Origin of the sequence: Dermacoccus sp. Tok2021, from assembly GCF_019895135.1 — a bacterium.
GTDB lineage: Bacteria > Actinomycetota > Actinomycetes > Actinomycetales > Dermatophilaceae > Dermacoccus > Dermacoccus abyssi.
Map to the genome: position 1 here is coordinate 101,223 of NZ_JAGTHU010000001.1, position 24,910 is coordinate 126,132.

Annotated in this window: 25 protein-coding genes; 18 read left to right on the forward strand and 7 right to left on the reverse strand. The window is 69.4% G+C overall.

What is annotated here, in order from left to right; genetic code table 11:
* Positions 1 to 6 precede the first annotated feature (6 nt).
* The gene (locus tag K9D12_RS00440) at positions 7 to 711 is read left to right on the forward strand and encodes a thymidine kinase (RefSeq protein ID WP_223059209.1); all 705 of its coding nucleotides are present in this window, start codon (positions 7 to 9) and stop codon (positions 709 to 711) included.
* A gap of 10 nt (positions 712 to 721) precedes the next feature.
* On the forward strand, positions 722 to 2,533 hold the full coding sequence (locus K9D12_RS00445; RefSeq protein WP_223059210.1) for an MFS transporter: 1,812 nt from the start codon (positions 722 to 724) through the stop codon (positions 2,531 to 2,533).
* A 154-nt stretch (positions 2,534 to 2,687) separates the two neighbouring features.
* Here the strand turns inward: K9D12_RS00445 and sepH are convergent, their stop codons facing one another.
* On the reverse strand, positions 2,688 to 4,313 hold the full coding sequence (gene sepH, locus K9D12_RS00450) for a septation protein SepH (RefSeq protein ID WP_223059211.1): 1,626 nt from the start codon (positions 4,311 to 4,313) through the stop codon (positions 2,688 to 2,690).
* Positions 4,314 to 4,413: 100 nt separating this feature from the next.
* Here sepH and K9D12_RS00455 point away from each other — a divergent pair, with 100 nt between their 5' ends.
* The 8 genes from K9D12_RS00455 (at position 4,414) to K9D12_RS00490 (ending at position 9,890) form a co-directional block, all read left to right on the forward strand.
* Positions 4,414 to 5,052, forward strand: a complete 639-nt coding sequence (locus tag K9D12_RS00455) for a trimeric intracellular cation channel family protein (RefSeq protein ID WP_129663793.1) — start codon at positions 4,414 to 4,416, stop codon at positions 5,050 to 5,052.
* Positions 5,049 to 6,158, forward strand: coding sequence for a ferrochelatase (locus tag K9D12_RS00460; protein WP_223059212.1), 1,110 nt, complete (start codon positions 5,049 to 5,051; stop codon positions 6,156 to 6,158). The genes K9D12_RS00455 and K9D12_RS00460 overlap by 4 nt, the downstream gene beginning before the upstream one ends.
* A 40-nt stretch (positions 6,159 to 6,198) precedes the next feature.
* Positions 6,199 to 7,068: an inositol monophosphatase family protein gene (locus tag K9D12_RS00465; RefSeq protein ID WP_223059213.1), complete on the forward strand. Its 870-nt coding sequence runs from the start codon at positions 6,199 to 6,201 to the stop codon at positions 7,066 to 7,068.
* 98 nt (positions 7,069 to 7,166) lie between these two features.
* Positions 7,167 to 7,463 carry a DUF4193 domain-containing protein gene (locus tag K9D12_RS00470; RefSeq protein WP_047311514.1) on the forward strand — a complete coding sequence of 99 codons (297 nt, stop codon included), beginning with the start codon at positions 7,167 to 7,169 and terminating at the stop codon, positions 7,461 to 7,463.
* Positions 7,464 to 7,466: 3 nt separating this feature from the next.
* Positions 7,467 to 7,973, forward strand: coding sequence for a dUTP diphosphatase (dut, locus tag K9D12_RS00475; protein WP_223059214.1), 507 nt, complete (start codon positions 7,467 to 7,469; stop codon positions 7,971 to 7,973).
* A gap of 2 nt (positions 7,974 to 7,975) precedes the next feature.
* Positions 7,976 to 8,788, forward strand: coding sequence for a DUF3710 domain-containing protein (locus tag K9D12_RS00480; RefSeq protein ID WP_047311516.1), 813 nt, complete (start codon positions 7,976 to 7,978; stop codon positions 8,786 to 8,788).
* The gene (locus K9D12_RS00485) at positions 8,788 to 9,168 is read left to right on the forward strand and encodes a hypothetical protein (RefSeq protein ID WP_047311517.1); all 381 of its coding nucleotides are present in this window, start codon (positions 8,788 to 8,790) and stop codon (positions 9,166 to 9,168) included. The genes K9D12_RS00480 and K9D12_RS00485 overlap by 1 nt, the downstream gene beginning before the upstream one ends.
* On the forward strand, positions 9,165 to 9,890 hold the full coding sequence (locus K9D12_RS00490) for a DUF3159 domain-containing protein (protein WP_223059215.1): 726 nt from the start codon (positions 9,165 to 9,167) through the stop codon (positions 9,888 to 9,890). The genes K9D12_RS00485 and K9D12_RS00490 overlap by 4 nt, the downstream gene beginning before the upstream one ends.
* Positions 9,891 to 9,918: 28 nt before the next feature.
* Here K9D12_RS00490 and K9D12_RS00495 read toward each other — a convergent pair whose 3' ends face one another.
* Positions 9,919 to 10,620 carry a TrkA family potassium uptake protein gene (locus K9D12_RS00495; protein ID WP_047311519.1) on the reverse strand — a complete coding sequence of 234 codons (702 nt, stop codon included), beginning with the start codon at positions 10,618 to 10,620 and terminating at the stop codon, positions 9,919 to 9,921.
* 10 nt (positions 10,621 to 10,630) lie between these two features.
* Positions 10,631 to 11,320 carry a TrkA family potassium uptake protein gene (locus K9D12_RS00500; protein ID WP_231579555.1) on the reverse strand — a complete coding sequence of 230 codons (690 nt, stop codon included), beginning with the start codon at positions 11,318 to 11,320 and terminating at the stop codon, positions 10,631 to 10,633.
* A gap of 71 nt (positions 11,321 to 11,391) precedes the next feature.
* Here K9D12_RS00500 and K9D12_RS00505 point away from each other — a divergent pair, with 71 nt between their 5' ends.
* The 6 genes from K9D12_RS00505 (at position 11,392) to K9D12_RS00530 (ending at position 19,028) form a co-directional block, all read left to right on the forward strand.
* Positions 11,392 to 12,675: a class I SAM-dependent RNA methyltransferase gene (locus K9D12_RS00505; protein ID WP_223059216.1), complete on the forward strand. Its 1,284-nt coding sequence runs from the start codon at positions 11,392 to 11,394 to the stop codon at positions 12,673 to 12,675.
* Positions 12,676 to 12,895: 220 nt separating this feature from the next.
* Complete coding sequence (gene acnA, locus K9D12_RS00510; protein WP_223059217.1) at positions 12,896 to 15,706, forward strand: aconitate hydratase AcnA; 2,811 nt, start codon at positions 12,896 to 12,898, stop codon at positions 15,704 to 15,706.
* A gap of 271 nt (positions 15,707 to 15,977) precedes the next feature.
* Positions 15,978 to 16,520: an ECF RNA polymerase sigma factor SigK gene (sigK, locus tag K9D12_RS00515; protein WP_223059218.1), complete on the forward strand. Its 543-nt coding sequence runs from the start codon at positions 15,978 to 15,980 to the stop codon at positions 16,518 to 16,520.
* On the forward strand, positions 16,517 to 17,245 hold the full coding sequence (locus K9D12_RS00520; RefSeq protein WP_223059219.1) for an anti-sigma factor domain-containing protein: 729 nt from the start codon (positions 16,517 to 16,519) through the stop codon (positions 17,243 to 17,245). Before sigK ends, K9D12_RS00520 begins: the two co-directional genes overlap by 4 nt.
* Positions 17,242 to 18,768, forward strand: a complete 1,527-nt coding sequence (locus K9D12_RS00525; protein WP_223059220.1) for a molybdopterin-dependent oxidoreductase — start codon at positions 17,242 to 17,244, stop codon at positions 18,766 to 18,768. Before K9D12_RS00520 ends, K9D12_RS00525 begins: the two co-directional genes overlap by 4 nt.
* An 80-nt stretch (positions 18,769 to 18,848) precedes the next feature.
* A complete protein-coding gene (locus tag K9D12_RS00530; protein ID WP_047311524.1) occupies positions 18,849 to 19,028 on the forward strand; it encodes a hypothetical protein in 180 nt (59 codons plus the stop codon).
* Positions 19,029 to 19,054: 26 nt separating this feature from the next.
* On the opposite strand, the gene K9D12_RS00535 is transcribed toward K9D12_RS00530, so the two are convergent.
* The 4 genes from K9D12_RS00535 to K9D12_RS00550 all read right to left on the reverse strand — a co-directional run bounded on the left by K9D12_RS00535 (position 19,055) and on the right by K9D12_RS00550 (position 23,116).
* Positions 19,055 to 20,011 carry a phosphotriesterase gene (locus tag K9D12_RS00535; protein WP_129663770.1) on the reverse strand — a complete coding sequence of 319 codons (957 nt, stop codon included), beginning with the start codon at positions 20,009 to 20,011 and terminating at the stop codon, positions 19,055 to 19,057.
* Positions 20,004 to 21,506: a long-chain fatty acid--CoA ligase gene (locus tag K9D12_RS00540; protein WP_129663768.1), complete on the reverse strand. Its 1,503-nt coding sequence runs from the start codon at positions 21,504 to 21,506 to the stop codon at positions 20,004 to 20,006. The genes K9D12_RS00535 and K9D12_RS00540 overlap by 8 nt, the downstream gene beginning before the upstream one ends.
* A gap of 120 nt (positions 21,507 to 21,626) precedes the next feature.
* Positions 21,627 to 22,334: a B3/4 domain-containing protein gene (locus K9D12_RS00545; protein ID WP_129663766.1), complete on the reverse strand. Its 708-nt coding sequence runs from the start codon at positions 22,332 to 22,334 to the stop codon at positions 21,627 to 21,629.
* Positions 22,335 to 22,447: 113 nt separating this feature from the next.
* Complete coding sequence (locus tag K9D12_RS00550) at positions 22,448 to 23,116, reverse strand: hypothetical protein (protein ID WP_129663764.1); 669 nt, start codon at positions 23,114 to 23,116, stop codon at positions 22,448 to 22,450.
* A 125-nt stretch (positions 23,117 to 23,241) separates the two neighbouring features.
* Between K9D12_RS00550 and K9D12_RS00555 the strand changes: the two genes are divergently transcribed.
* Entirely contained in the window at positions 23,242 to 24,426 is a 1,185-nt protein-coding gene (locus K9D12_RS00555) for a benzoate/H(+) symporter BenE family transporter (protein ID WP_223059221.1), read from the forward strand.
* A gap of 34 nt (positions 24,427 to 24,460) precedes the next feature.
* Positions 24,461 to 24,838, forward strand: a complete 378-nt coding sequence (locus K9D12_RS00560; RefSeq protein ID WP_225910751.1) for a hypothetical protein — start codon at positions 24,461 to 24,463, stop codon at positions 24,836 to 24,838.
* Positions 24,839 to 24,910: the final 72 nt, after the last annotated feature.

Sequence of the window (24,910 nt, forward strand, 5' to 3'; positions counted from 1 at the left end):
CTGCCCGTGGCTGAGCTCGTTTTCTTCACCGGCACGATGGACTGCGGTAAGTCCACCCTCGCGCTGCAGATGGATCACAACCACGCGGCCCGCGGGCAGCGCGGCATCGTGCTGACCCAGCACGACCGCGCCGGTGAGGCCGTCATCTCCTCGCGCCTCGGCCTGCGTCACGAGGCCATCGAGGTGAGCAACGAGGTCGACCTGTGGGATCTCGCCGTCTCCGCGGGCGTGACGCTCGGGGGCCTCGACTACGTCATCGCCGACGAGGTGCAGTTCTACCTGCCCGAGCAGATCGACCAACTCGCGCGCGTCGTCGACGAACTCGACGTCGACGTCTTCGCGTTCGGCATCACTGCGGACTTCAAGACGCTGCTGTTCCCCGGCTCGCGGCGCCTGTTCGAACTCGCCGACCGCACGCAACTGCTCCAGGTCGAGGCCCTGTGCTGGTGCGGCAAGCGCGCCACCCACAACGCCCGCGTCGTCGACGGCACGATGGTGGTCGAAGGCGAGCAGGTCGTCGTCGGTGACACCGGCGACCAGACCGAGACGCCGCTGGTGGAGTACGAGGTGCTGTGCCGTCGTCACTTCATGCGTCGGATGACGTCGCACGCCGCCCGCGCCATCGGCGCCGAGCAGATGCCCTTCGACCTCGACGTGTGCCCCGTGCCGCCCTCGACCTTCACCGATCAGTCCCGCGGCGCGGCCGGCTGAGGCGAGCGCGATGAACGAACGGCACGAGCGAGAGGAGCGGCGCGAGCGCGTCGGGGCAGCGCCCCACCGCGGACGCGCCGAACGCCTGCGCAGTGCCGGAGTCATGGGCGGGCGTGCAGCACGCGGCGCCTACCGCCTGAGCGCGGGTGCTACGAAGACGACGCTGCGCGCCGCCCGGCGGGCGAGCAACGCCCAGGGCGCGGGGGAGAGTGGCCTCGGGCGCCTCATCGAGGTGCACGCCCTCTCCAACGCCGGCGACGCCGCCGTCATGGTCGGCCTCGCCGGCACGCTGTTCGTCTCCGCGCAGCCCGGCGAGGCGAAGGATCACGTCGCGCTGTTCCTCGTGCTCACAATGCTGCCGTTCGCCATCGTCGCGCCGCTCATTGGCCCTCTGCTCGACCGCTACCGGCACGGGCGCCGCTGGGCCATGGGCGGCACACTCGCGCTGCGCGGCTTCCTCTGCTGGGTGCTCGCCGACGCCATCGAGAAGGGCTCCACCTGGCAGTTCCCTACGGCCCTGGCCATCCTCGTCTCGAGCAAGGCCTACCTCGTCACTCGATCATCGGCCACGCCACGGCTGCTCCCGTACGGCATGACGCTCGTCAAGGCCAACAGCCGCATGAGCCTCGCCGGCGTGGCGGGAGCGACGATCGGCGGTCCGCTCGCGGGTGGAGCCGCGGCCCTGTTCGGCGCGACGTGGGCCTTCCGTGCCGCGTTCCTGCTCTTCGTCGTCGGCACGGTGCTCGCCATTCTGTTGCCGCCTGACATCGATTCCGAACGCACCGACTCACTGCGCTCCGGACGCGCCCAGGTGCGCCTGCCGAGCGTCATCGTCTCCGCGCTGCGCGCCAACGTCGGTCTGCGCTGGATCAGCGGCTTCCTCACGATGTTCATGGCCTTCCTCATGAAGACCCACCCGCTACCTGGCTGGGAGGATCGCGCCACGACGCTGCTGGCGCTCGTCGTCGGCGCCGCAGCGCTGGGTAACGCGCTCGGCACGGTGCTCGGTTCGCTCGTCAAGAACTTCGCGCCGCGCACCGTCGTCGTGGGCTCGCTGTTGGCCGACGCAGTGGCCATGGTGGTCTGTGCGGTGCACTTCACCCTCGTGACGGCCATCGTCGTCGGCCTCGTGGCCGGTCTCGGTCAGCAGTTGGGCAAGCTCGCCGTCGACTCGCTCATCCAGGATCACCTCGCCGAGGCCGTGCGCACGAGCGCCTTCGCGCGCTCCGAGACGGTGCTCCAGCTCGCCTGGGTCATCGGTGGCATCTACGCCTGCGTCGTGCCGACCGACGCGACGATCGGCCTCTACTCCGCCGCCGTCCTCCTCGTCGGGTGGGCCGTGCTCGTCATGCTGTGGAACGCCGGACGCGGGCCGACGTGGCCGCGCCGTCGCGGTACCAGCGAGGACGATGACGGTCGTGGCGCCCGACGCGGTGGCGCCTTCGCCGACACCGTGACGGAGACCTCGGACGACGCCTTCACCCGAGCCCCCGACGACCTGCCGACAACTCCGCGCACGCGGCGCTGGCGCCGCGACGAGCCGGCAGAAAGCCTGCGAGGCGAGCGCTATCGCGACGATGATCGGTACGACCAGGACGACGACCGGTACGACGAGTTCGGCGGCAGATCCCGCGACGGATATGACACTTACGACGCGTGGCAGGAGAACCGCCGGACGCTTCCGGTGCCGACGTCGGATTCCCGAAACACCGGGGAGCCGCGCGACGATCGCACGCGCCGCATGCCCGAGCAGGAGCGCCGATCGTCGTCCTACCGGCCGCAGTGGGATGGCCACGACGGCTGGGATCGCCGCGACCGCTGACGCCTCGCAACGACGAGCTACCGAACCTTCACGCCGACAGACACCGCTCGGTAAACCTCCACGCGAACGCCGAACGCCCGACCTCAGCGCACGGGGCGCGAGGTCGGGCGTTCTCCTGTCCGTCAGGTCTGGCGCAGAGGCTCAGCCCTGAAAGTCACTTCTTGGGGCCGCGGCCACCGAACATGATGTCGTCCCAGCTCGGAACGCTCGGGCGGCTGCTCTTGCGCGAATGGCTCGCACGCTCGGGCACCGAGGTGCGCTTCTGGGTGCTCTTCTTCGCGGGAGCCGAAGCCTCAGCGGGTTCGTCGGCCTCGTCGAAGAGCGACTCCTCCTGAACGACCTCGTCGTCGGCCGCCGCGGAGCCTGCGGCCTTCGTCTCAGCGCCGTCGTCGACTGCGTCCTCGACGTCGGCCTCGGCAACGTCGTCGGCTTCGTCGAGGTTGGCCTCGTCGAACGCGTCGTCCTCGACGTCGTGCAGCTGGTGAACGTCGCCACCGTCGTGGAAGCCGGGCAGCTCGCCGAAGAGCGACTCGTCCTGCTCGGCGTCGTCGTCGTGCAACGCCGCGCGCACGGACGCCTGCTCGAGGTTGGCGCGGGAACGGCGGCTCTTGCGGCGACGCGAACCCGTTGACGTCGACTTCTCGGCCGCCACATCGTCGGATTCGTCGGCAGCGTGGACATCGACGTCGGGCTCGTCAGCGGTCGGCGCATCGGCCGTCTTGCGCGTCGGCAGCGCCGTCACACCGGCCGTCGCACGACGCGAGGTGTCGTCGTTCTTCTCAGCGTTCGCGTTCGTGTTCGCGTTGTCGGCGTCGCTGTCGGAACGAGCGTGCAGTTCCTCCGGACGCGGGTGGCTCGGCGCCGGGGGAGGCGTCGTGCCGAGGTCGAGACGCTCGACGCGCGTGACGTCGGGGGAGCCGCTCGTGACGTTCGGCAGCGCCGTCGGGCGCGACGCGTTCGAGCGACCCGAACCCTTCGACCGGCTGCGGCTCGCCTGGCGCGCACGCATAGAGGCGGTGAGGTCGGCGGGCTTTCCGGCGTCGTCGCTTGAGCCGAGCGTCGCACCGAGGTGAGGAGCCTGTGCATCTTCGAGACCGCCCTCGGCCTCGACGTCGTAGACGGACGCAGGGCGTGCGGCGCGAGCGGAACCGCCGGCCTTCTTGCGTGCGACGGCCTTCTGACGCTCGGGAGCCTCCTCGTCAGCGGCGGCGATCTCGTCGCCACCGAGCCAACGGGCCTCGTCGTCGACGGTGCGCAGTGCGCGGTTCACCGGGTCGAACAGCCACGTGGCCTCACGCTGGCGACCACCGGCGGGGAAGCGCACGGTGACGGTCCAGTGGGCGTCGTCGTTCTTCCAGCTGTCCCACACGACGCGCTCGGCCTCGACGCCGCGCTCGGCGAGACGACGGTCGGCGCGCTCACGCAGCGTCGTCGTCTCACCGCGCCCGTACAGCTGAACACCCTGCGCCAGACCGGAGACGTAGTCGCGCTCGGCGCGGATCGGGCCTTCGTAGCGCTGCACCTTCTCGAGCGTCCACCCGGCACGCTCGGCGATCTCCTCGAGCGGCACCCCGCCGCGGATGAGGCCCTGCACGTCGCGCGGACGCAGCGGGTTCTCGGCCTTCGCCTGGCCGTCGGCGGACGCCGGCTCGCGGCGGTCACGTCGGATCGTGGTGCGCAGTTCGTCGGTGATGGGAAGGGTGAAGCGACCCCCGTCGTCGTCGGCGAGAAGGAGGCCGCTGCCGTCCTCCGAGACCCCGATCAAACGCAATTCCTGCACGACGCAACTCCATCCGTTACCAGTTGTGTAGCCGCTACTGTGCCATTATCGCCCGCCTGATGCAGGGACGGCGCGCCGCCCGCGGTAACGTGTCGCTGCCATGGTGCTCACGCAAAGCGGCTCTCTGCAGCTCCTCCTCGACCTCATCGGCGTGTTCGTCTTCGCGCTCTCCGGTGGGCTCGTCGCCGTACGCAAGAGGCTCGACATCCTCGGCGTCGTCATCCTCTCCGGAATGGCCGGACTCGGCGGCGGTGTGCTGCGCGATCTGCTCATCGGTCAGACGCCGCCCGTCGGCGTCAACGACTGGCGCCTCATGGGCGTCTGCGTCCTCGCGGGCCTGTGTGCGTTCACGCTCCACCCCGAGATGAGCCGTATCGCTCGACTCGTGCGCCTCCTCGACGCCGCCGGCCTCGCGCTGTTCTGCGTCGCAGGCTCGATCAAGGCCCTCGCCTACGGCGCCGGTGCGACGACGGCGATCTTCGTCGGCGTCCTCACCGCCATCGGTGGCGGCCTCATGCGCGACGTCATCGTCGGGCAGGTGCCCGAGGTGCTGCGCCGCGAGCTCTATGTCGTGCCGGCCCTGCTCGGCAGTTCGCTCGTCGTCATCGCGCACGAGACGCCGTACTACACGGTGCCCGTGCTCTGGGGCTGCGTCTTCGTCGCCTTCGCCCTGCGCATGATCGCCGTGGTGCTCGACCTCAATGCCCCTCAGCCCCTTCGAACTGGAGACCGGTCATGACCGACGCCAACCCGCTCGAACCGTACGACGCCGTCCTGCTCGCGTCGTTCGGCGGACCCGAGAAGCCCGACGAGATCATGCCGTTCCTGCGCCGCGTGACGGCCGGGCGCGGCATCCCCGACGAGCGTCTCGCCGAGGTGGCCCACCACTACGAGGAGCTCGGCGGGCGCAGCCCGATCAACGACCAGAACCGGGCCCTCATCGCCGCGCTGCGCGCCGAACTCGACCGTCGTGACATCACGACGCCGATCCTGTGGGGCAACCGCAACAGCGAGCCCTTCCTCACCGACACCCTGCGCGACGCCCACGGCGAGGGCATGCGCCGCATCGTCACCGTGACGACGAGCGCGTACGCCTCCTACAGCTCGTGCCGTCAGTACCGCGAGGACCTCGCGGCCGCGGTCAACACCCTCGAGGACGAGGGCCTCACGGGCTTCGAGATCGACAAGATCCGCCAGTTCGCCACCCACCCGTCCTTCGCACGGGCAAACGTCCGCCTCGTCACCGACGCCCTGCGTGAGTTCGCCGGGGTGCCCGACGAGCAGGTGCAGGTCGTCTTCGTCACGCACTCGATTCCGCTCGGCATGGACGACACCTCCGGCCCCGGCGACGGTGACGGCAACCTCTACTGGCAGCAGCACGACGAGCTGGGCGCCGCCATCCTCTCGGAGGCGAACGCAACGCTCTCGCGTGACCTCGAGGGCGCGCTCGTCTACTGCTCGCGTTCCGGCGCGCCGTCGCAGCCGTGGCTCGAGCCCGACATCAACGACCACCTCGAGCACCTCGCGGAGCGCGGCGTGACGCACGTCGTCGTCGCGCCGATCGGCTTCGTCTCCGACCACGTGGAGGTCGTCTACGACCTCGATACCGAGGCCGCCGAAACCGCCGAACGCCTCGGGCTCGTCATGCGCCGCGTGCCGACCGTGGGCACGGACGACGAGTTCGTGCACGGCCTCGTCGACCTCGTCGAGGAGCGCGCGGCCGAGGCCCGTGACGAGTCGCCCGAGCGCCCCGCGTGGCCGGGCGAGGCCATGCCGTCGATCTGCGCCCCGGGCTGCTGCCCCAACCTGCGCGCCGCCAAGCCCGCTCTCTGCGGTCGCGACTGAGGCCGTACCCTCAAAGCGCACCTGCGCGAAGGAGAACCCGATGGAACGCGACACCGACGCACCGCTCGCCCTGCCCGAGTGGCTGAACGCCGAGGAGCTCACTCGTCTGCGCGATCTCGCCACGGCCATGGCTGACGACGCCGCGCGCCTCGTCGTGACGGAACGCCCGCGTTCCCTCGGGGTCGAAGCGACGAAGTCGAGCGAGGTCGACGTCGTCACCGTCATGGACCAGCGCAGCGAGCAGTTGCTGCGCGAGCGCATCGACGCCGAGCGTCCCGACGACGCGATCCTCGGTGAGGAGGGCGGCGCGAGCGAGGGCACCTCGGGTCTGACGTGGGTCGTCGACCCCATCGACGGCACCGTCAACTACCTCTACGGTCACCCGTTCTTCGCGGTGTCCGTGGCTGTCTGCATCGGCGACACGACGCGTGAGGGCGCCTGGCTGCCCGTTGCGGGCGCCGTCAGCGCACCGTTGCTGGGGGAGACCTACGCCGCGGCCCACGGCCAGGGTGCCCACCTCGTCACGGCCGACGGACGACGCGAACCCCTCGTCGTCAGCGACTGCGAGCGTCTCGAGCTCGCTCTCGTCGGCACCGGTTTCGGGTACGAAGCGGCCAAGCGTGAAGAGCAGGGCGCTGCCGTGGCGCAGCTGCTGCCGAAGGTGCGCGACATCCGACGCGGCGGGTCCGCGGCACTCGACCTGTGCTTCGTCGCGTCGGGCCGGCTCGACGGTTACTACGAGTCCGGAATCAACGCCTGGGACCAGGCTGCGGGGCAGGTCATCGCCACCGAAGCAGGCGCTTCGATCGGGGGCGCACCGGGCGGCGAGATGGGCAAGGCGATGGCGATCGCGACGGCTCCCGGCATCTTTGCCGACCTCACGGATTGCCTTTTCCCCGAGGCGCGCTAGTATGCGGGCACAAATCGGGTCATCCGCGCGTTGCAGCGGGGGATCAGCGGTGAGCGCCACAAGCGCGACGCCGCACACTCATCGAAGAAAGAGTACTGATGGCAACTGACTACGATGCCCCGCGCAAGAACGAAGACGACGTCAGCGAAGACTCGATCGAGGAACTGAAGTCCCGTCGGGTCGACAAGTCCTCGAGCAGCGTCGACGTCGACGAGACCGAGCACGCCGAAGGCTTCGAGCTTCCCGGCGCCGATCTGTCGGGTGAGGAGCTCTCCGTGCGCGTTCTGCCGCGCCAGGAGGACGAGTTCACCTGCAGCAAGTGCTTCCTCGTTCACCACCGCAGCCAGCTCGCTGAAGAGGACGGCGGCCTTCCGGTCTGCCGCGACTGCGCCTGAGGCATGGACAACGCACCGAGCAGCGACGACGACGGACATCTCACCGTCCCCATCCGACGCCTCGATCCGGGGCTGGAGGTGCCGACGTACGCCCACGCGGGTGACGCCGGTGCGGATCTGCGGGCACGCGTCGGCCTGACGCTCGCGCCCGGTCACCGCGCGCTCGTTCCCACGGGTATCGCCGTCGCGATTCCTGAGGGATGCGCCGGCTTCGTCCACCCCCGATCGGGGTTGGCCGCTCGCCACGGCATCACCATCGTCAACGCGCCCGGTGTCGTCGACGCCGGCTACCGAGGCGAGATCCAGGTCAACCTCGTCAACACCGACAGCCGCGAGTCGTTCACCGTCTCCAGGGGAGACCGCATCGCGCAACTCGTCGTGCAGCGGGTGGAGAAGGCGACGTTCGTCGTCGTCGACGACCTCGACGACTCGTCGCGTGGCGCCGGTGGGCACGGTTCGACCGGCGGATTCGCGGCCACGCAGGCTCGCGCCGAGAAGGAGACTGACTGATCATGGCCATGTTCCGACGTAAGAAGGACGACGCAGCCTCGCAGGTCGAGGGCGACGAGAAGGTCGACCTCAGCGAGGACACCGACGAGACGGCCACCGAGTCGGCGGACGTGACGTCCGAGGAGCTCACCCCCGAGGAGCGCCGCCGCCGTTCGCGCCTGCGCCCGCGTGAGGACGTCGACCTCTCCAACGGCCCGTTCGACGTCGACGACGCCCCCGAGGGCGATCGCATCGACTTCGGTGCGCTGCTGCTCGCGCCCGGTGAGGACGTCGAGCTTCGCCTCGACGTCGACGAGAGCACGCAGGTGCTCACCGGCATGACCGCCGTCATCGGTGAGGGCGGTGCCTCTGCGGTTCAGCTGCAGGTTTTCGCCGCGCCCAAGACGAGCGGCATCTGGTACGGCATCCGCCGCGAGATCGCCGAGTCGATCCTCGCCGGTGGCGGCACGGCCGACGAGGTCGACGGCGACCTCGGCACCGAGCTACACGTGCGCATGCCCAGCCAGGGCCCCGACGGCCGCACCACCTTCTCGCCGGCACGCTTCATCGGCGTCGACGGCCCGCGCTGGTTCCTGCGCGCCGTGCTGTCGGGCCACGCGGCCCTCGACGACGACGCCGCGGAGCGCGCCATGGAGTTCGTGCGCACCGTCGTCGTGCGACGCGGCGGTGAGGCACGCGCGCCGCGCGAACTGCTCGAACTCACCCTGCCGCCGGAGCTGCTCGCCCAGGTGCGCGAGCAGGAGCAGTCCGCCGGTGAGAGCGATCCCGCCGTCAGCCCGCTGGAGCGTGGCCCGGAGATTACCGAGACGCGCTGATGGAGCAGATGCTCGCGAAGCTGCGTGCCCGTTTCCTCCCCGGCCCGTCGGGGGAGGAAGAGGCCGCGGCCCAGCGAGCACGAGAGGCCTCCCGCTACGCCCTCGCGCCTGCTCGACGCCGGGTGAGGATCGAGGGGCGCGTCAGCGAGGTCACCGTCAGGCCGCGCTCCGAGAGTGTGCCCGACCTCGTTGTCGATCTCGACCCGTTCGACACCTCGGTCCAGCCCGCGTCCCTCGTCATGCTCGGTCGCCGTGAGGTCGTCGGTATTCACGTCGGCGCCGCGCTCGCCGTCGAAGGGCTCCTGACGACCGTGAAGAACCGGCCCACGATCTTCAACCCCGCCTACGAGCTCCTGCTCGAGAACGAGGAATCCCAGTGACCGAGAACCACCAGCCCCCGGCGAACACGGTCGAGGCCGTCATCCGCGAGCGCCTCGCCGTCGCGGTCGGCGGGTGGCGCGGATCGCTCGAGGCGGCATTGCCGACGGTCGCGTTTGTCGCGGTGTGGACCGCGACGAAGAACCTCAACCAAGCGCTCATTGCCGCGGCGGTCGTGCTCGTCGTCGCGCTCGTGCTGCGCCTCGTGCAGCGTCAGACGGTGAAGTTCGTCGTCGCTGCGGCGTTCGCCACGGCCTTCGCTGCGTTTCTCGCGAAGCGTTCCGGCAATGCGTCCGACGTCTTCCTGCCCGGTCTCATCCAGGCGGGCGTCATGCTCGCCATCAGCATCGCGTCGATCGTCGTGCGCTGGCCGCTCGTCGGCTTCATCGTGGCGGGCGGCGACCCGAACCTCAAGGACGACCCCACCGCGTGGCAGCGCAGCCGCGCCATGGTGAAGGTCTGCACGCGCCTGACGTGGGTGTTCGCGGCCCTGTTCGCCGTGCGCCTGGCCGTCATGCTGCCGCTCTACCTGGCCGACCAGGTGACGATGCTCGGCGTCGCCAAGATCGCGCTCGGTTGGCCGCTGTACCTCGCCGCCCTCGCCCTCATGGCGCTGTTGCTCCTGCGCGGTGAGACCCCGCTGGACACCCACGACGCGCTACTGCACGACGACCGCGAAGGCCACGAACGTCTCGAGCACGAGGCGCGCGAGCACGGCGCCTGACGCCGCTCGCCCGCAGTGCTGAGCGACCTCAGAAGTTGCGGTCGCTCAGGACCGTCTGCACCTCGTCGCGACGCCGTCCCGTGAGCTTCGCCGCGAGGGTGCGCTCGGCGTCACGCGTGGCGAGGAAGAGCAGTTCGTCGAGTGCCTGGAGGCTCTCCTCGGGCACCGGCGCCATCGGCAGTTGGTCGCGGATGATGCCGACGAGCACGCACTCCGGCGGAAGGGCGAGATCGGCGACGCTACTGCCGCAGTAGGGGGAGTCGAGGGGGAGCGTGAGCTCCACCATCGTGGCCTTGCCCTGCTGGAACTCGAAGAGGCGCACGAGGTCGCCGACGCTGACGGCCTCCTCGACGAGCGCCGTCATGAGGCGCGGGGTGGAGACGGCGACGTCGACGCCCCAGCCCTCGTCGAACATCCACTCGTTGCGCGGGTTGTTGACGCGGGCCACGGTACGCGGCACGCCGAACTCCGTCTTCGCGAGCAGGGAGACGACGAGGTTGACCTTGTCGTCACCCGTGGCGCAGACGACGACGTCGGCGTGCTCGAGCTGTGCCTCCTCGAGCGTGGCCACCTCGCACGCGTCTGCGAGGAGCCACGTGGCGTCCGGGATGGCCTTGACGCGCTCCTCGCGGGCGTACTTGTCGATGACGAGCAGGCTGTGTTCGTTGCTCAGCAGTTCGCGGGTGATGGATCGGCCGACGCTTCCGGCCCCGACGACGACGATGCGCATGACGTGCCTCTCAGTGCTCGCGCGCGAGCGGGTTCGTGAGGTCGGTGTGAGGGCCCTGCGAGAGCAACGCCTCGACGAGCTCCCGGCGGGCCGATTCGACGACGAAGTGCACGATGTCGCCCTCCTGGTGGACGAGGCCGGCGCGGGGCAGGATGCCGGTGCTCAGGCGCGAGACGTACGCGACGCGCGAGGCGGTGACCTGCTCGAGTTCGTCGTAGGCGTGCCCGATCCACGCGGTGTGGACGGGGATCTCGAGGATGGCCAGGGTGCCCGACTGATCGTGGTGCACCGCGGTGCTCTCCTGCGGCGCGATGCGCCGCAACACCTGGTCGGCGGTCCAGCGAACGGTGGCGACCGTGGGGATGCCGAGGCGCTGGTAGATCTCGGCGCGGCCCGGGTCGTAGATGCGGGCGACGACGCGCTCGACGCCGTACGTCTCGCGTGCCACGCGGGCCGAGAGGATGTTCGAGTTGTCACCGCTGGAGACGGCGGCGAACGCGAACGCCTCTTCGATGCCGGCGGCGACGAGCGTCTCGCGGTCGAAGCCGACCCCGACGATGCGGCGTCCGAGGAACGAGCTCGGCAGGCGGCGGAAGGCGGATTCGTCGCGGTCGACGATGGCGACGCTGTGGCCGGTGTCCTCGAGCGTGCGCGCGAGGGAGGAACCGACGCGGCCGCAGCCCATGATGACGTAGTGCACGAGGCGACCCTATCGAAGGTGAGGGCCTGCTGCGTTGCGTGTTCCGGGGCATCCGGGGGAGGGTGAACGACATGGCAACGTCACGTTCTGCACCCGGTCGCCGCTCTGGAATGAACCGTCGCAAGGCCCGCAAGGGCCGTCCGATGGAGGGCGAGCGGCTGGAACTGGCCGTCGAGGGCGTCGCGCACGGCGGACACTGCGTCGCCCGCCACGAGGGCCGCGTCGTCTTCGTCCGGCACACGCTGCCCGGCGAACGCGTCGTCGCCCGCATCACCGAGGGCACGAGCGAGTCGAAGTTCCTGCGCGCCGACGCCGTCGAGGTGCTCGACGACTCGCCCGATCGCGTCCCCGCGCCGTGCCCGTTCTCTGGCCCCGGCATGTGTGGCGGCTGCGACTGGCAGCACGTCGCACTGCCCGCGCAGCGCGCGCTCAAGACGCGTGTGGTGCGTGAGCAATTGCAGCGCATCGCCAAGATCGACCTCGACGAGGTGGCCCCCGACTTCACCGTCGAGGAACTGCCCGGCCACCCCGACGGGCTGCGCTGGCGCACCCGCCTCGAACTCGCCGTCGACGGCGGTGTTGCGGGCCTGCGCGAACACCGCTCACACCGGCTCGTCGAGATCGACGACTGCGTCGTCTCGGACGAGGGTTTCACCGCGGCGCTGCGTGACCGCTTCGACTCCTCGGTCGCGGGCCTCGACCTCGTGCGCCCCTCCGTCGGCGACATCGTCGGCATCGAGCTGCCGCAGCCCAAGGGCGAGAAGACCCCCGCGGTGCGCGAGATTGTCGACACCGCCCACGGCAGCGCCGAGTTCGACGTCAGCGCCCGTGGGTTCTGGCAGGTGCACCCGGCGGCTGCCTCCACGTTCCTCGACGTCGTCCTCGACGCCACCGACCCGCAGGAGGGGGAGCGGGCCGTCGACCTGTACTGCGGCGTCGGCCTGTTCACGCGCGCCCTCGCCGACCTCGTGGGCCCGAGCGGTTCGGTGCTCGGCGTCGAGGCGGATGCCGAGGCGATCGAGTACGCCCGCACGAACATGGGCGGAGCCCGCCACGTCGACCTCCTTGCGTCCGACGTGGCGAAGGCCAACCTCGGAACCGGCGCCGACGTCGTCGTCCTCGACCCGCCCCGTGCAGGTGCGGGCCGCGACGTCGTGGCGACGATCGCCGACCTCGCGCCCCGCGTCGTCACCTACGTCGCGTGTGACCCGGCCGCGCTCGCGCGTGACCTCGGCTACTTCGCCGAACGCGGCTACGACGTCGACGCTCTTCGCGGCTTCGACGCGTTCCCCATGACGCAGCACGTCGAGTGCATCGCGGTGCTGCGACCCCGCGGTGAGGCGAACGCATCCTGAGATCGTCGACATCGGGCTCGCCCACTGGGGCGACATGACGGGCTCGGCGACCTACGATCAAGGCAGGAGAACGGCCTCGGCAAGGGCAGGTGGCAAAGTTAGGTTTGCCTTTGCTGAGGGGCGTTCCCAGCGTGTGATTAAGTTATCTTGACGTCAAGATAAATGACGCGGGACGCGGGCCCGAGGGGCGCGCTCCCAGGCAACAGACGAAGGAGTCGGCGTGAGTCAGAGCACGGACAGCTTCGGAGCAAAGGGCACCCTTGAGGTTGGCTCGAACAGCTACGAGATCTACCGCATCAACACGGTCGAGGGCCACGAGACCCTGCCGTACAGCCTCAAGGTTCTCCTCGAGAACCTGCTGCGCACCGAAGACGGCGCGAACGTCACCAAGGAGCAGATCTCCGCTCTCGGTGGCTGGAACGAGAAGGCCGACCCGGACACCGAGATCCAGTTCACGCCCGCGCGCGTGATCATGCAGGACTTCACCGGTGTTCCCTGTGTCGTCGACCTCGCCACGATGCGTGAGGCCGCCGGTGAACTCGGCGGTGACACGAACAAGGTCAACCCGCTCTCGCCGGCCGAGCTCGTCATCGACCACTCGGTCCAGATCGACGCCTTCGGCACGAACGACGCGTTCGAGAAGAACGTCGAGCTCGAGTACGAGCGCAACAACGAGCGTTACCAGTTCCTGCGCTGGGGCCAGGGCGCCTTCGACGACTTCAAGGTCGTCCCCCCGGGCACCGGTATCGTCCACCAGGTCAACATCGAGCACCTGGCGCGCGTCGTCATGGAGCGCGAGGGCGTGGCCTACCCCGACACCTGCATCGGTACCGACAGCCACACCACGATGGAGAACGGCCTCGGCGTCCTCGGTTGGGGCGTCGGCGGTATCGAGGCCGAGGCCGCGATGCTCGGCCAGTCCGTCTCGATGCTCATCCCGCGCGTCGTCGGCTTCAAGATCACCGGTGAGATCCCCTCGGGCGTCACCGCCACGGACGTCGTCCTCACGATCACGCAGATGCTGCGCGAGCACGGTGTCGTCGGCAAGTTCGTCGAGTTCCACGGTGAGGGCGTCGCCTCCATCCCGCTCGCGAACCGCGCCACGATCGGCAACATGAGCCCCGAGTTCGGCTCCACCTGTGCGATCTTCCCGATCGACGACGTCACGCTCGACTACCTGCGCCTCACGGGCCGCAGCGACGAGCAGGTCGCCCTCGCCGAGGCGTACGCCAAGGAGCAGGGCATGTGGCTCGACCCGAGCGTCGAGCTGCGCTTCTCCGAGGAGCTCGAGCTGGATCTGTCGACGGTCGTCCCGTCGATCGCCGGCCCGAAGCGCCCGCAGGACCGCATCCTGCTGTCCGAGGCCAAGCAGCAGTTCGTCGCCGATCTCGACAACTACGTCGTCAACGGCAACAGCATCGAGGACAGCTCGGTCGACGAGGAGCTCGAGGGCACCTTCCCGGCGTCCGACTCGGTGAACACGAGTGCCGACCAGGTCTCCGACCCGCGTTCGGCCCCGACGAACTCGCCGATCTCAGGCAAGAGCGAGCGCCCCTCCAAGCCGACCACGGTCAACCGTGACGGTGGCAGTTTCGAGATCGACCACGGTGATGTCGCCATCGCCTCGATCACGAGCTGCACCAACACCTCGAACCCGTCGGTCATGCTCGCGGCCGGTCTTCTCGCGAAGAACGCCGCGGACAAGGGCCTGAAGGTCAAGCCGTGGGTCAAGACGTCGATGGCGCCGGGCTCGAAGGTCGTCACGGAGTACTACGAGAAGGCTGGTCTGTGGCCGGCGCTCGAGGCTCTCGGCTACCACCTCGTCGGCTACGGCTGCACCACCTGCATCGGTAACTCCGGCCCGCTGCCGGACGACATCTCCGCTGCCGTCAACGAGAACGACCTCGCCGTCGTCTCCGTCCTGTCGGGTAACCGCAACTTCGAGGGCCGCATCAACCCCGACGTGAAGATGAACTACCTGGCCTCCCCGCCGCTCGTCATCGCCTACGCGCTGGCCGGCACGATGGACTTCGACTTCGAGAACGAAGCCCTGGGTCAGGACAAGGACGGCAACGACGTCTTCCTCAAGGACATCTGGCCGAGCGCGCAGGACGTCGACTCGACGATCGCCTCCTCGATCAACCGCGACATGTTCCTCGAGCAGTACAAGGACGTCTTCGCCGGTGACGAGCGCTGGCAGGGTCTCGAGACCCCGGCCGGTGGCACGTTCGACTGGGACGACCAGTCCACGTACGTTCGCAAGCCCCCGTACTTCGAGGGCATGAAGATGGAGCTGACCCCGGTCACCGACATCAAGGGCGCCCGCGTGCTCGCCAAGCTGGGTGACTCGGTCACCACCGACCACATCTCCCCGGCCGGAAACATCAAGGCCGACAGCCCCGCGGGCAAGTACCTCGCCGAGCACGGCGTCGACCGCAAGGACTTCAACTCCTACGGTTCGCGCCGCGGTAACCACGAGGTCATGGTGCGCGGTACGTTCGCGAACATCCGCCTGAAGAACCAGCTCCTCGACGGCGTCGAGGGTGGCTTCACGCGCGACTTCACGAACAACGGTGAGCAGAACACGATCTACGACGCCGCGATGAACTACGCCGAGGCCGGTACGCCGCTCGTCGTGCTCGCCGGCAAGGAGTACGGTTCGGGCTCGTCGCGTGACTGGGCTGCGAAGGGTACGCGTCTGCTGGGCGTCAAGGCTGTCATCGCCGAGTCGTTCGAGCGCATCCACCGTTCCAACCTCATCGGCATGGGCATCCTGCCGATGCAGTTCCCGGCCGGTAAGACGGCTGACGACCTGGGTCTGGACGGCACGGAGACCTTCGAGATCACCGGCATCGAGGCCCTCAACGAGGGCACGACGCCGAAGACGGTCAAGGTTGTCGCCACGAAGGACGGCGGCGAGACGGTGGAGTTCGACGCGGTCGTCCGCATCGACACCCCCGGCGAAGCCGACTACTACCGCAACGACGGCATCCTGCAGTACGTGCTGCGCAACATCGTCAAGAGTGCGTGACGCGGTAACAGCAGGTAGCTGAACACCGTCGGCCCGGTTCCCTTCAGGGAGCCGGGCCGACGGCGTTGTCGACTTTCTCGGGTGAAGGCCGACCGGGACGGCGCTTCGGAAGAATGTGCGCGGTCCGACCCATCCGATCGCAGCTGGGCTCCGAACGCCGGTCATGAGGAACAACCAACGTCAGCAGGGGGAGTGAGTGCGGTTCACGTCGTCCGCCCGTGCGGCCCGTGCCGCGTCGCTCGCTCCTGCACCGGATCGGTCAGGTGCTCCGATGCGCGCTGAGGAACTCGTCCAACGCTGCGCGCGAGGTGATGACGCTGCGTTCGCGCAGCTGTACGACGACACGAGCGCCCGCGTCTTCGGTCTCATCGTGCGCGTGCTGCGCGACCCGGCGCAGTCCGAGGAGGTTCTCCAGGAGACCTACCTCGACATCTGGCGCCATTCGGCTCGCTACGACGCGAAGCAGGCGTCCGCCATGTCCTGGATGATGACGATCGCGCACCGGCGGGCCGTCGACCGAGTGCGCCACGCCGAGACCGCGAGCGCCCGGGAAGGGCGGTACGCCGTCGAACAACGCGAGGTCGCGTTCGACACGACGAGCGAAGCCGTCGTGAGCAGCCTCGAGGCCGAGCGCGTCCGGCGCGCGATGGCGACGCTCACCCCGGTTCAGCGCGAGGCGCTCGAACCGGCCTACTTCGGCGGACACACCCACACCGAGGTGGCCGCCCTGCTCGACCTGCCGCTCGGAACGGCGAAGACACGCATCCGCGACGGACTCATCCGCCTGCGCGACACCATGGGAGGTGAACGATGAAGCGCAACGTTCGACCGGGCGACGCCTACGGACTCATCGGAGCGTACGCGGTGGACGCCGTGACGCCCGAGGAGCGTGGGGCCGTCGAGGCCTACCTGCGCGATCACCCCGAGGCGCTTGACGAGGTGCTCTCCCTGCAGGAAGCGGCGGCAACGCTGCCCGCCCCCGAGCTGACGCCGCCCGCTCACGTGCGCAGTGAGCTCCTCGCCCAGGTGGCTCGCACCCGTCCGCTGCCACCCGTCGTGCCCGTCGCCGCGGAGCGTTCCCAGACGCCACGCGCGGCCCGGCGAGCAATTCTGTGGCTCGGTGCTGCCGCCGCAGCCATCGTCATCGCGGTGGCCGGGGTACGGATCGCGAGCGACGACGCCGGCTCCATGCCGGCACCAGTCGCGGAGGTCATGCACGCCGACGACGCCCGTGAGTCGGTCATCGACATGGGCGAGCACAAGATCACCGTCACCCGTTCGATGGGTATGGACAAGGCCGTCGTCACGTCGACGACGATGGGGCGCGCCCCGGACGGCATGGCGTACCAGATGTGGGTCAAGGACTCCTCCGGGAAGATGGTCTCCGGTGGCCTGCTGCCCGAGCCGGAGAAGGACGGGCTCATCGCCATGCCGTTGCACGGTGACGCCGGCACCGCCCGCGAGGTCGCCGTGTCGATGGAACCGGCCGGCGGTTCGGCCCAGCCGACCTCGAAGATGCTGGGTTCGGTGCAGCTGTGACGGCCGCGCACCTCGGCAAGGGGCAAGCAGCGTTCGTCGGCCTGGCTTCGACGATCGCCGGCGCGGGGGCAGGGCACCTCGTCGCGGCGATCACGGGGCCGAGCTATTCGCCGCCGTTCGCGGTCGGTTCGGCCGTTGTCGATGCGGCTCCGACGTGGCTGAAGAACTTCGCCGTGGCGACCTTCGGCACCGCTGACAAACCCGTCCTGCTCGCTTCCGTGGCGGTGGTCACCGGCCTGCTCGGCGCGCTCGCGGGGCTGCTCGCTCGGACGCGGCTCGTGCGCGGCGTTGCGCTGCTCGGTGTCCTCGTCGCGCTCGCCGGCCTTGCCGCGTGGGCCCGGCCGGGCGGGGGAGTCTTCGCCGTCATCCCGTCGCTCGCGACGGCCTTCGTCGGGGTAGGAAGCTTCGTGGCGGTGATGTCGTCGGCGTCCGGTTCGTCGAGCATCGCGCCTGGCGTGGCCTCCGGTGACGTGACGCGCCGGACGATGCTGAGCGCGGGAGCCCTTGCCGGGCTCGGAGCCGTGGCCGCGGGCATGGGACAGAAGATCGGCTCGCAGGTGACGCAGATGGTGCGCGCCCTGCCGCGCCCGAGCCACTCGCTGCCCGCCATGCCAGCCGGGCTGGAGCGCACCGTGAGGGGAGTGACGCCGCTCGTCACCCCGAATTCGAACTTCTATCGCATCGACACCGCGCTCGTCGTGCCCAACGTCGACGCGGGCGGGTGGCGACTCGTCATCGACGGCGACGTCGAGGAGGAACTCGAGTTCACCTACGACGACATCCTCGCCATGCCGCTCGTCGAGGCCGACGTCACCCTCACCTGCGTGAGCAACGAGGTGGGCGGCGAGTACGCGGGCGGCGCCCGCTGGCTCGGCGTCCCGGTGCGCGACCTGCTCGCCAAGGCGCGTCCGCGCAGCGGCGCCGACCAGGTGCTCTCCGTCTCCGACGACGGGTGGACCTGCTCGACGCCGATCGAGGCCTTCCAGGACAAGAACCGTCAGGCTCTCCTGGCCGTCGGGATGAACGGGGAGCCGCTGCCGCGCGAGCACGGTTTCCCCGCGCGTCTCGTGACGCCGGGCCTCTACGGCTACGTCGGGGCGACGAAGTGGGTGACGAAGCTGACGGTCACCACCTACGCCGAGCACCGCGCGTACTGGACCGACCGCGGCTGGAGCGAGAAGGGTCCGATCAAGCCCTCGACGCGCATCGACACACCCCGCGCCGGCCGCACCATCGACGCCGGACGCGTGGCGATCGGCGGCGTCGCGTGGGCCCAGCACCAGGGCATCGTCGGGGTCGAGGTGCAGATCGACGACGGCGAATGGCAGACGGCGAAGCTCGGCCCGAATGTCGGTATCGACTACTGGCGGCAGTGGTGGCTGTCCTGGGACGCGCCCAAGGGGCAGCACACGATCAAGGCCCGTTGCCGGTACGCCGACGGCAAGGTGCAGACATCGCAGGAAGCCGAGGTGACGCCCGACGGCGCCTCGGGATGGCACACCGTCGCGGTCGGTGTGAGGTAGGCCACACCCCGTCTCCCATCCATTCGGGTGAGAGGGCCGAATGCCTCATGCACACCGTTTGCGAGAGAGAAGGAACCATCATGAAGCGCCTTGCCGCCATCACCCTGTCCGCCTGCGCCGTGTTCGGCGTTGCCGCCTGCAACAACGACGGCCAGGGCTCCGGCAACTCGTCGTCGAACATGCCGACGAGCACCGAGATGAAGAGCGACATGAAGAAGGACATGAAGAGCTCCGACTCCATGACGTCCTCGGCGAACTGACCTTCGCCCGCCGAACGGCGGCCAACTTACTCGAAGTAGCGACGCGGATTGTCCACCAGGATCGTGTGGATGTCCGCGTCGCTCACGCCGCGCTCGCGCAGCGCAGGGAGCACGTCCTCGCTGATGTGCCGGAAGTTCCAGTTCGGTTGGGCCTGGGGGATGAGTCCCTCGGGGAACCAGTCGATGAGGCACGACGCGTCGTGGGCGATGACGACCTTCTCGGCGTAACCGCGACGGCACAGCTCGACGATCGTGTCGACGCGCTGCTCGAACGGCAGGAGAACGTCGATGCCGAAGCGGTCCATGCCGAGGTAGCTTCCGGCGTCGGCGAGCTTGCACAGGTAATCGAGGTCGGTCGAGTCGCCGCTGTGGCCGATGACGACGCGACCGAGGTCGACGCCCTCCTCGGCGAGCACACGCTGCGCCACGAGTCCGGATTCGCTGCCCGCGTGGGTGTGCACGGTGACCGGAGCCGACGTCTCGGCACTCGCCGCGCCGACCGCCCGCATGACGCGCTCGACACCGGGCGTCAGGCCCTTCTCCTCGATGGCGCACTTGAGGAACGCAGCGCGCACGCCCGTGTCGGCGATGCCCTCGCGCAGGTCCTTGAGGAACAGTTCGGTCATCGGCTCCGGACCGCCGAAGAGGGTCTCCGGGCCCGTGTAGTGGAACTGGAACGGCACGTCGTCGTAGGTGTAGACGCCCGTCGCGACGACGATGTTGAGGTCGGTTCCCTCGGCCACCTTCTGGATGCGCGGGATGTAGCGCCCGAGCCCGAGCACGGTCGGGTCGAGGATCGTGTCGATGCCGAGCTCTTTGAGCTCCTGCAACTGGCGGGACGCATCGGCGACGCGGGCGTCCTCGTCCCACTCGCTGTAGTTGACGCGGTACTCCTCGCCGAGCACGAAGACGTGCTCGTGGACGAGCGTCGCACCGAGGTCGCCGGAGTCGACGACCCCCTTGACGGTCTGGACGTCAGTCATCGTTCTTCTCCTCGTCGTGGGTCCACTCGATGGCGCGCTTGAGGATCTTTCCCGTCGCGCCCTTGGGCAGTTCGTCCGCGAACCGGTACAGGTGCGGCACCTTGTACGCGGAAAGCCGTTCCTTGAGCCACGCGCGCAACGCCTCCGGGTCGGGGGACGCGTCAGGTCGCAACACGACGACGGCCCCGACCTCCTCGCCGTATGTGTCGTCGGGGATGCCGACGACGGCCGTCTCGACGACGTCCGGGTGCTCGTAGAGCACCTCCTCGACCTCGCGGGGGTAGACGTTGTAGCCGCCACGAATGATGAGGTCCTTCGCGCGATCGACGATGCGCAGATACCCGTCGGCGTCGAGCGCGCCGAGGTCTCCGGTGCGGAACCACCCGTCGACGAGGTCTGCCTCGGTGGCCTCGGGGCGGTTCCAGTACCCCTTCATCACCATGGGGCCGGTGATGAAGACCTCGCCGACCTCGTCCAGGGCGACGGGCTGCCCGTCAGCGCCGCGCACCTCGACCGCGCCACCTGGCAGAGCGATACCCGTCGTGCCGACGCGCTGCTCGATGAAGGGGGAGTGGTACGTCGCCGCGCCTGTGGTCTCCGTGAGGCCGTACCCCTCGAGGATCGTGCAGCCGAAGCGGGTCTCGAACGCGCGGATGACCTCCACCGGCAGGCTCGCGCCGCCGGAGGCAGCCAGGCGGAGATTGGCGAAGTCAGCGGGGCCGAAGTCGCCGGCGACGTGCAGGAGGTAGTTCCACATCGTCGGAACGCCCGCGACGATCGTCAGTTCGTGGTCGCGGATCATGCGGACCATGGCCTGCGGTTCGAACGGGCTGAGCAGGGAGAGACTCGCACCGCCGACGAGGATCGTGTTCATGCAGATGCACTGACCGAAGACGTGGAACAGCGGCAGGCCGGTGCCGAACGCGTCCGTCGGCTCTAGTTCGAGCTGGCGAATGAAGATCTCGGCCGTCTCGAGCAGGTTCGAAACGGTGAGCTGCACGCCCTTGGGCTTACCCGTCGTGCCCGAGGTGTAGAGGAGCACAGCGGTCTCGGACGCGTCGCGCTCCACGGGCTCGGACAGCGGCGTCTCGCAGGTGACCGGGGCGTGGGGTTCCAGGCTCCACACGTCGACGTCTGCCTCGGCGCCCGCGCGCTCGGCGGCCGTCGTCGCTGCGTGCCACGCGATGACGAGTCGGGCTCCGGAATCGCCCAGCACGTAACCGATCTCGGCGGGCGTCGACATGACGTTGAGCGTCACGACGACGATGCCCGCAGCCTGGGCGCCGTGGTAGACGGCAGCGAACTCGGGCACCGACGGCGCGATGAGCACGATGCGGTCACCGCGTTCGATGCCCGCCTCACGCAGCGCGCCAGCCCACGCGGCGACGTGGGAGCGCAGCTCCTCGTAGGACCAGCTCTTGTCGAGGCTGCGGACGGCCGGGTGGTCGGGGTTGCGGGCGGCGTGCGTCCAGATGGGCACGGCGACGTTGGGCATGAAGCACCTCGCTACGGGTTTCGTGTGATGCGAGTCACGCTACCCATTGCGGTGCGGCATGTGGGGCGCGGGCGTCGCGGCGCTTTCTCGTCCGAGATCGGACGACGGGAGCCCGCTGGATCACAGAATGCGTGAGGTGAGCTTCACGCCAGGGCTGACGGCCTCGAGGGCCTCGGTGAGAGCGCCGAGAACGTCCTGGGCTCGCTGCTCGCCGTCGCCCGGTTCGACGTCGAGGACATCGCAGATGAAGACGGCGTCGGTCGTCTCCTCCGTCAGACGCGTGCGGTAGCACTGGCGCCAGTTCCACCGGCGGCAGGTGACGCCGGCGCCGTCGCGCCAGACGACCTCGCCGGGCTCGGGGTGTTCGACCGTCTCGGCGCCCGAGGCGAGCGTGCCGAACTCCTCGTCCCCGGTCGCGCGTACGAGGCGCAGGGGCCCGTCGTAAGCGGCCAGGTTCTCGCCGCCGAGCGGCGTCTGGAAGCGGACGGAGACGGCGTTGTAGGCGTCGGCCAGCGCGTTGATGCGCGGAAGGGCGTCAGCTCGACGCATGAGCGCCTCCGCGGAGTTGCGGGTGCGTTGGGGCTTGGCGCCGAAGGCGCGGAACGCCTCGCGCCATGCGGCGATGTGGGGGAGTTCCTCGACCTTCGTGTGCTCCAGGAGCGGGCGCACGTGTTCCTCAGCGGCGAACAGCAGCGTTTCGCTCGCCTCGTTCGACTCGCCGCCGCTCAACCCCTCGGCGACGACGAGCACTGCCCGGTAGTCCGGACGAAGATCGCGGACGGCGTCGTCGATGGAGGCCTGCTCGAGCCATGCGTCATAGGTACCCATGCGGCCATTGTGCACGCTGCGGCTCGGGGCGAGCGCGGACACGCGAGCGCGGACACAGACGTGGGGCGAACCGTCGGCAATGACGGTCCGCCCCACGTCAAGAGCTGCGCGAGTCAGGCGCGCGGCGTGAGCTTCAACGTGATGGTGTTGCCCGGTCCGCTGACCTGCTTCGTCACGAGCTTGTTGAGCGTTCCGCCGGTTCCGCAGCCGGTGAAGCTGGGAATAGTGAAGTTGCCGCTCAGGGCGATGGGGTCGAAGCCGCCCTTCATCGTGCCACTCACCGGGATCTCGACCGGCGCCGACGTCTTGCAGTTCTTGCCCACGAGGTTGATGAGGCCGTGACCGGCGGGGGAGAGATCCTTGATGTGCAGGTACGCCTTCTGCGTCTGCGTCACCTTGTGCGTCGTGGCGTCGATCGTGCCCGTCGCCTTGCCGACCGGCTCGACCGCAATCGTGGCGTAACCGATCTGGAGGCCGCCGAGCTTCACCGGCGTCTTGAGGTCCTTGAGCATGAGGTCGGAGCTCAGCGTGCCCTTCTCGACGTGAACGGTGGAGAAGCTGAAACCGGTCGTCGACGAGCTCTGGTTCATCTTCTTGACGTTCGTCGTGGCGGCGACGTCGTAGCCGAGGTTCCAGACGGTGTCCTTCGGCTGCGATTCGGCAGCCTGAGCGCCGGTGGCCGTGAGGGTCGTCGCGCCTGCGAGAGCTGCTGCGGCAACGGCGACGGACGTGGTGCGGCGTGCGGAGAATATATTCTTCCTTCGGTTGACTATGTGGTCCACGTCTCAAGTTGCCGATGCGTAAGTTGCCGCGTGGCGACTTCGGAGAATCGGGTGCGAATCGCCGTCGGCACCGCATCCGTGGACAGGCGCGAGCCATCGGCGTGAAGCGCTCGTACGCTGAGCCGATGACGATGGGGCACGACGATCTGCAGGCCGTGACGGCCGGTCTCGTGTGCGCCGTCGTCGGCTTCACGAGCTCGTTCGCCGTCGTCCTCGCGGGCCTGCGGGCCGTCGGTGCGACGCAGGCGCAGGCGGCGAGTGGCCTGCTCGTCCTGTGTCTGACGATGGGGCTCGGCTGCATCGTGTTCAGCCTGCGCACGCGGATGCCCGTGACGATGGCGTGGTCGACTCCGGGCGCGGCGCTCCTCGCGACGACCGGCGCTACCGCCGGCGGGTTCGCCGGAGCTGTCGGAGCATTCGCCGTCTGTGGCGTGCTGCTCGCCCTGTGCGGTGCGGTGCCGTGGCTCGAGAAGCTTGTCGAACGCATCCCCGCTGCTCTCGCCAGCGCCATGCTCGCGGGCATCCTCCTCACGATCTGCGCGAAGCCGTTCGTCGACCTGCCCCGTGCTCCGTGGCAGATCGGCTGTGTCCTGCTTGCCTGGCTCGTCACGACGGCGTTCGCGCGGCGGTGGGCGGTGCTGGCCGCGCTCGCCGCGGCGCTCATCGTCATGGGCGTCGACGGAGCCTTCTCGCGAACGGGGGTGACGACGCTCGCGCCCCACCTTGAGTTCGTCGCGCCCCACCTCGACGCGACGGCGATGGTCGCCATCGCGCTGCCGCTCTTCCTCGTGACGATGACGAGCCAGAACCTGCCGGGCGTCGCGGTGCTCGCGTCGTTCGGGTACCGCCTCGGCCTGCGCAAACCGCTTCTCTACACGGGCGCGGCGGGTGTTGCCGGTTCGGTCGCCGGTGCGCACGCCATCAACCTGGCCGCCATCTCCGCGGCGCTCGCGGCGGGCCCCGAAGCGCATCCCGATCGGGATCGTCGGTGGATCGCGGGTGTCGCGTGCGGCGTGGTCTACGTTGCGTTGGCGCCGGCGTCGGCCGCCGTTGTCGCAGTGGCCCTCGTGGCGCCGCAGGGGTTGCTCGCGGCGGTTGCTGCGGTGGCCCTGTTCGGCACCTTCGCCGCAGCTGCTGCGTCGGCACTCGAGCCCGTCGCGACGCGCGAGGCGGCCGCGGTGACGCTCGTCGTCGCCGGTTCGGGCGTGACGCTGGGTGGCGTCGGCTCTGCCTTCTGGAGTGTGATCGCCGGCCTGCTCGTGCTCGGCGTGAGTGCAGTGGCGCGGCGTCGAGCCACTGCGAAACAGTAGAACGTATGTTCGAAAAATGGCGTACGCTGATGCCATGTCCGATGTCGTGCAGGCCGGCCCTCCGGGGTGGCCGAGGGGAGTGCCGCCGCCAGGAGCGCCGGGGTGGGAGCAGGCTGCCACGCAGTGGCTCCTCGACCAGTGCCCGGCCGACTTCCGCGCCTACGACGCGTGGCGTCGGCATCCGGTGGCGCTCGCCTGGGTGGCCACGTGGCACGTCGACGCGCAGCTGAACGCGATGCGCGAGTCGTACCGACGTATTCGGGTCGACCTGGCCGACGAGCTGCCCCCGCGCGCCGTTCCGCAGGTGATGGAGCACCTGTCGGCCGAGGGGCTGCGGCTGCGCGCCACGGCGCACGCCGTGCGTCTCGTCCATGAGGCGATGCGCGGCAAGACGTTCGTGCCGCGGTTGTGAAGGGAGGAAGTGACTCTTCGGTAACGTCCGAACGTCATGGGGGTGTGCTCGCATGGAACCTTGCAGGCGAAC

Bases quoted from the DNA above. Each gene is read 5' to 3' on its own strand.
- K9D12_RS00445 (WP_223059210.1), top strand. From the start codon at position 722: ATGAACGAACGGCACGAGCGAGAGGAGCGGCGCGAGCGCGTCGGGGCA.
- K9D12_RS00455 (WP_129663793.1), top strand. From the start codon at position 4,414: ATGGTGCTCACGCAAAGCGGCTCTCTGCAGCTCCTCCTCGACCTCATC.
- K9D12_RS00460 (WP_223059212.1), top strand. From the start codon at position 5,049: ATGACCGACGCCAACCCGCTCGAACCGTACGACGCCGTCCTGCTCGCG.
- K9D12_RS00465 (WP_223059213.1), top strand. From the start codon at position 6,199: ATGGAACGCGACACCGACGCACCGCTCGCCCTGCCCGAGTGGCTGAAC.
- K9D12_RS00470 (WP_047311514.1), top strand. From the start codon at position 7,167: ATGGCAACTGACTACGATGCCCCGCGCAAGAACGAAGACGACGTCAGC.
- dut (WP_223059214.1), top strand. From the start codon at position 7,467: ATGGACAACGCACCGAGCAGCGACGACGACGGACATCTCACCGTCCCC.
- K9D12_RS00480 (WP_047311516.1), top strand. From the start codon at position 7,976: ATGGCCATGTTCCGACGTAAGAAGGACGACGCAGCCTCGCAGGTCGAG.
- K9D12_RS00485 (WP_047311517.1), top strand. From the start codon at position 8,788: ATGGAGCAGATGCTCGCGAAGCTGCGTGCCCGTTTCCTCCCCGGCCCG.
- K9D12_RS00495 (WP_047311519.1), bottom strand. From the start codon at position 10,620: ATGCGCATCGTCGTCGTCGGGGCCGGAAGCGTCGGCCGATCCATCACC.
- K9D12_RS00505 (WP_223059216.1), top strand. From the start codon at position 11,392: ATGGCAACGTCACGTTCTGCACCCGGTCGCCGCTCTGGAATGAACCGT.
- sigK (WP_223059218.1), top strand. From the start codon at position 15,978: ATGCGCGCTGAGGAACTCGTCCAACGCTGCGCGCGAGGTGATGACGCT.
- K9D12_RS00520 (WP_223059219.1), top strand. From the start codon at position 16,517: ATGAAGCGCAACGTTCGACCGGGCGACGCCTACGGACTCATCGGAGCG.
- K9D12_RS00530 (WP_047311524.1), top strand. From the start codon at position 18,849: ATGAAGCGCCTTGCCGCCATCACCCTGTCCGCCTGCGCCGTGTTCGGC.
- K9D12_RS00535 (WP_129663770.1), bottom strand. From the start codon at position 20,011: ATGACTGACGTCCAGACCGTCAAGGGGGTCGTCGACTCCGGCGACCTC.
- K9D12_RS00540 (WP_129663768.1), bottom strand. From the start codon at position 21,506: ATGCCCAACGTCGCCGTGCCCATCTGGACGCACGCCGCCCGCAACCCC.
- K9D12_RS00545 (WP_129663766.1), bottom strand. From the start codon at position 22,334: ATGGGTACCTATGACGCATGGCTCGAGCAGGCCTCCATCGACGACGCC.
- K9D12_RS00555 (WP_223059221.1), top strand. From the start codon at position 23,242: ATGACGATGGGGCACGACGATCTGCAGGCCGTGACGGCCGGTCTCGTG.
- K9D12_RS00560 (WP_225910751.1), top strand. From the start codon at position 24,461: ATGTCCGATGTCGTGCAGGCCGGCCCTCCGGGGTGGCCGAGGGGAGTG.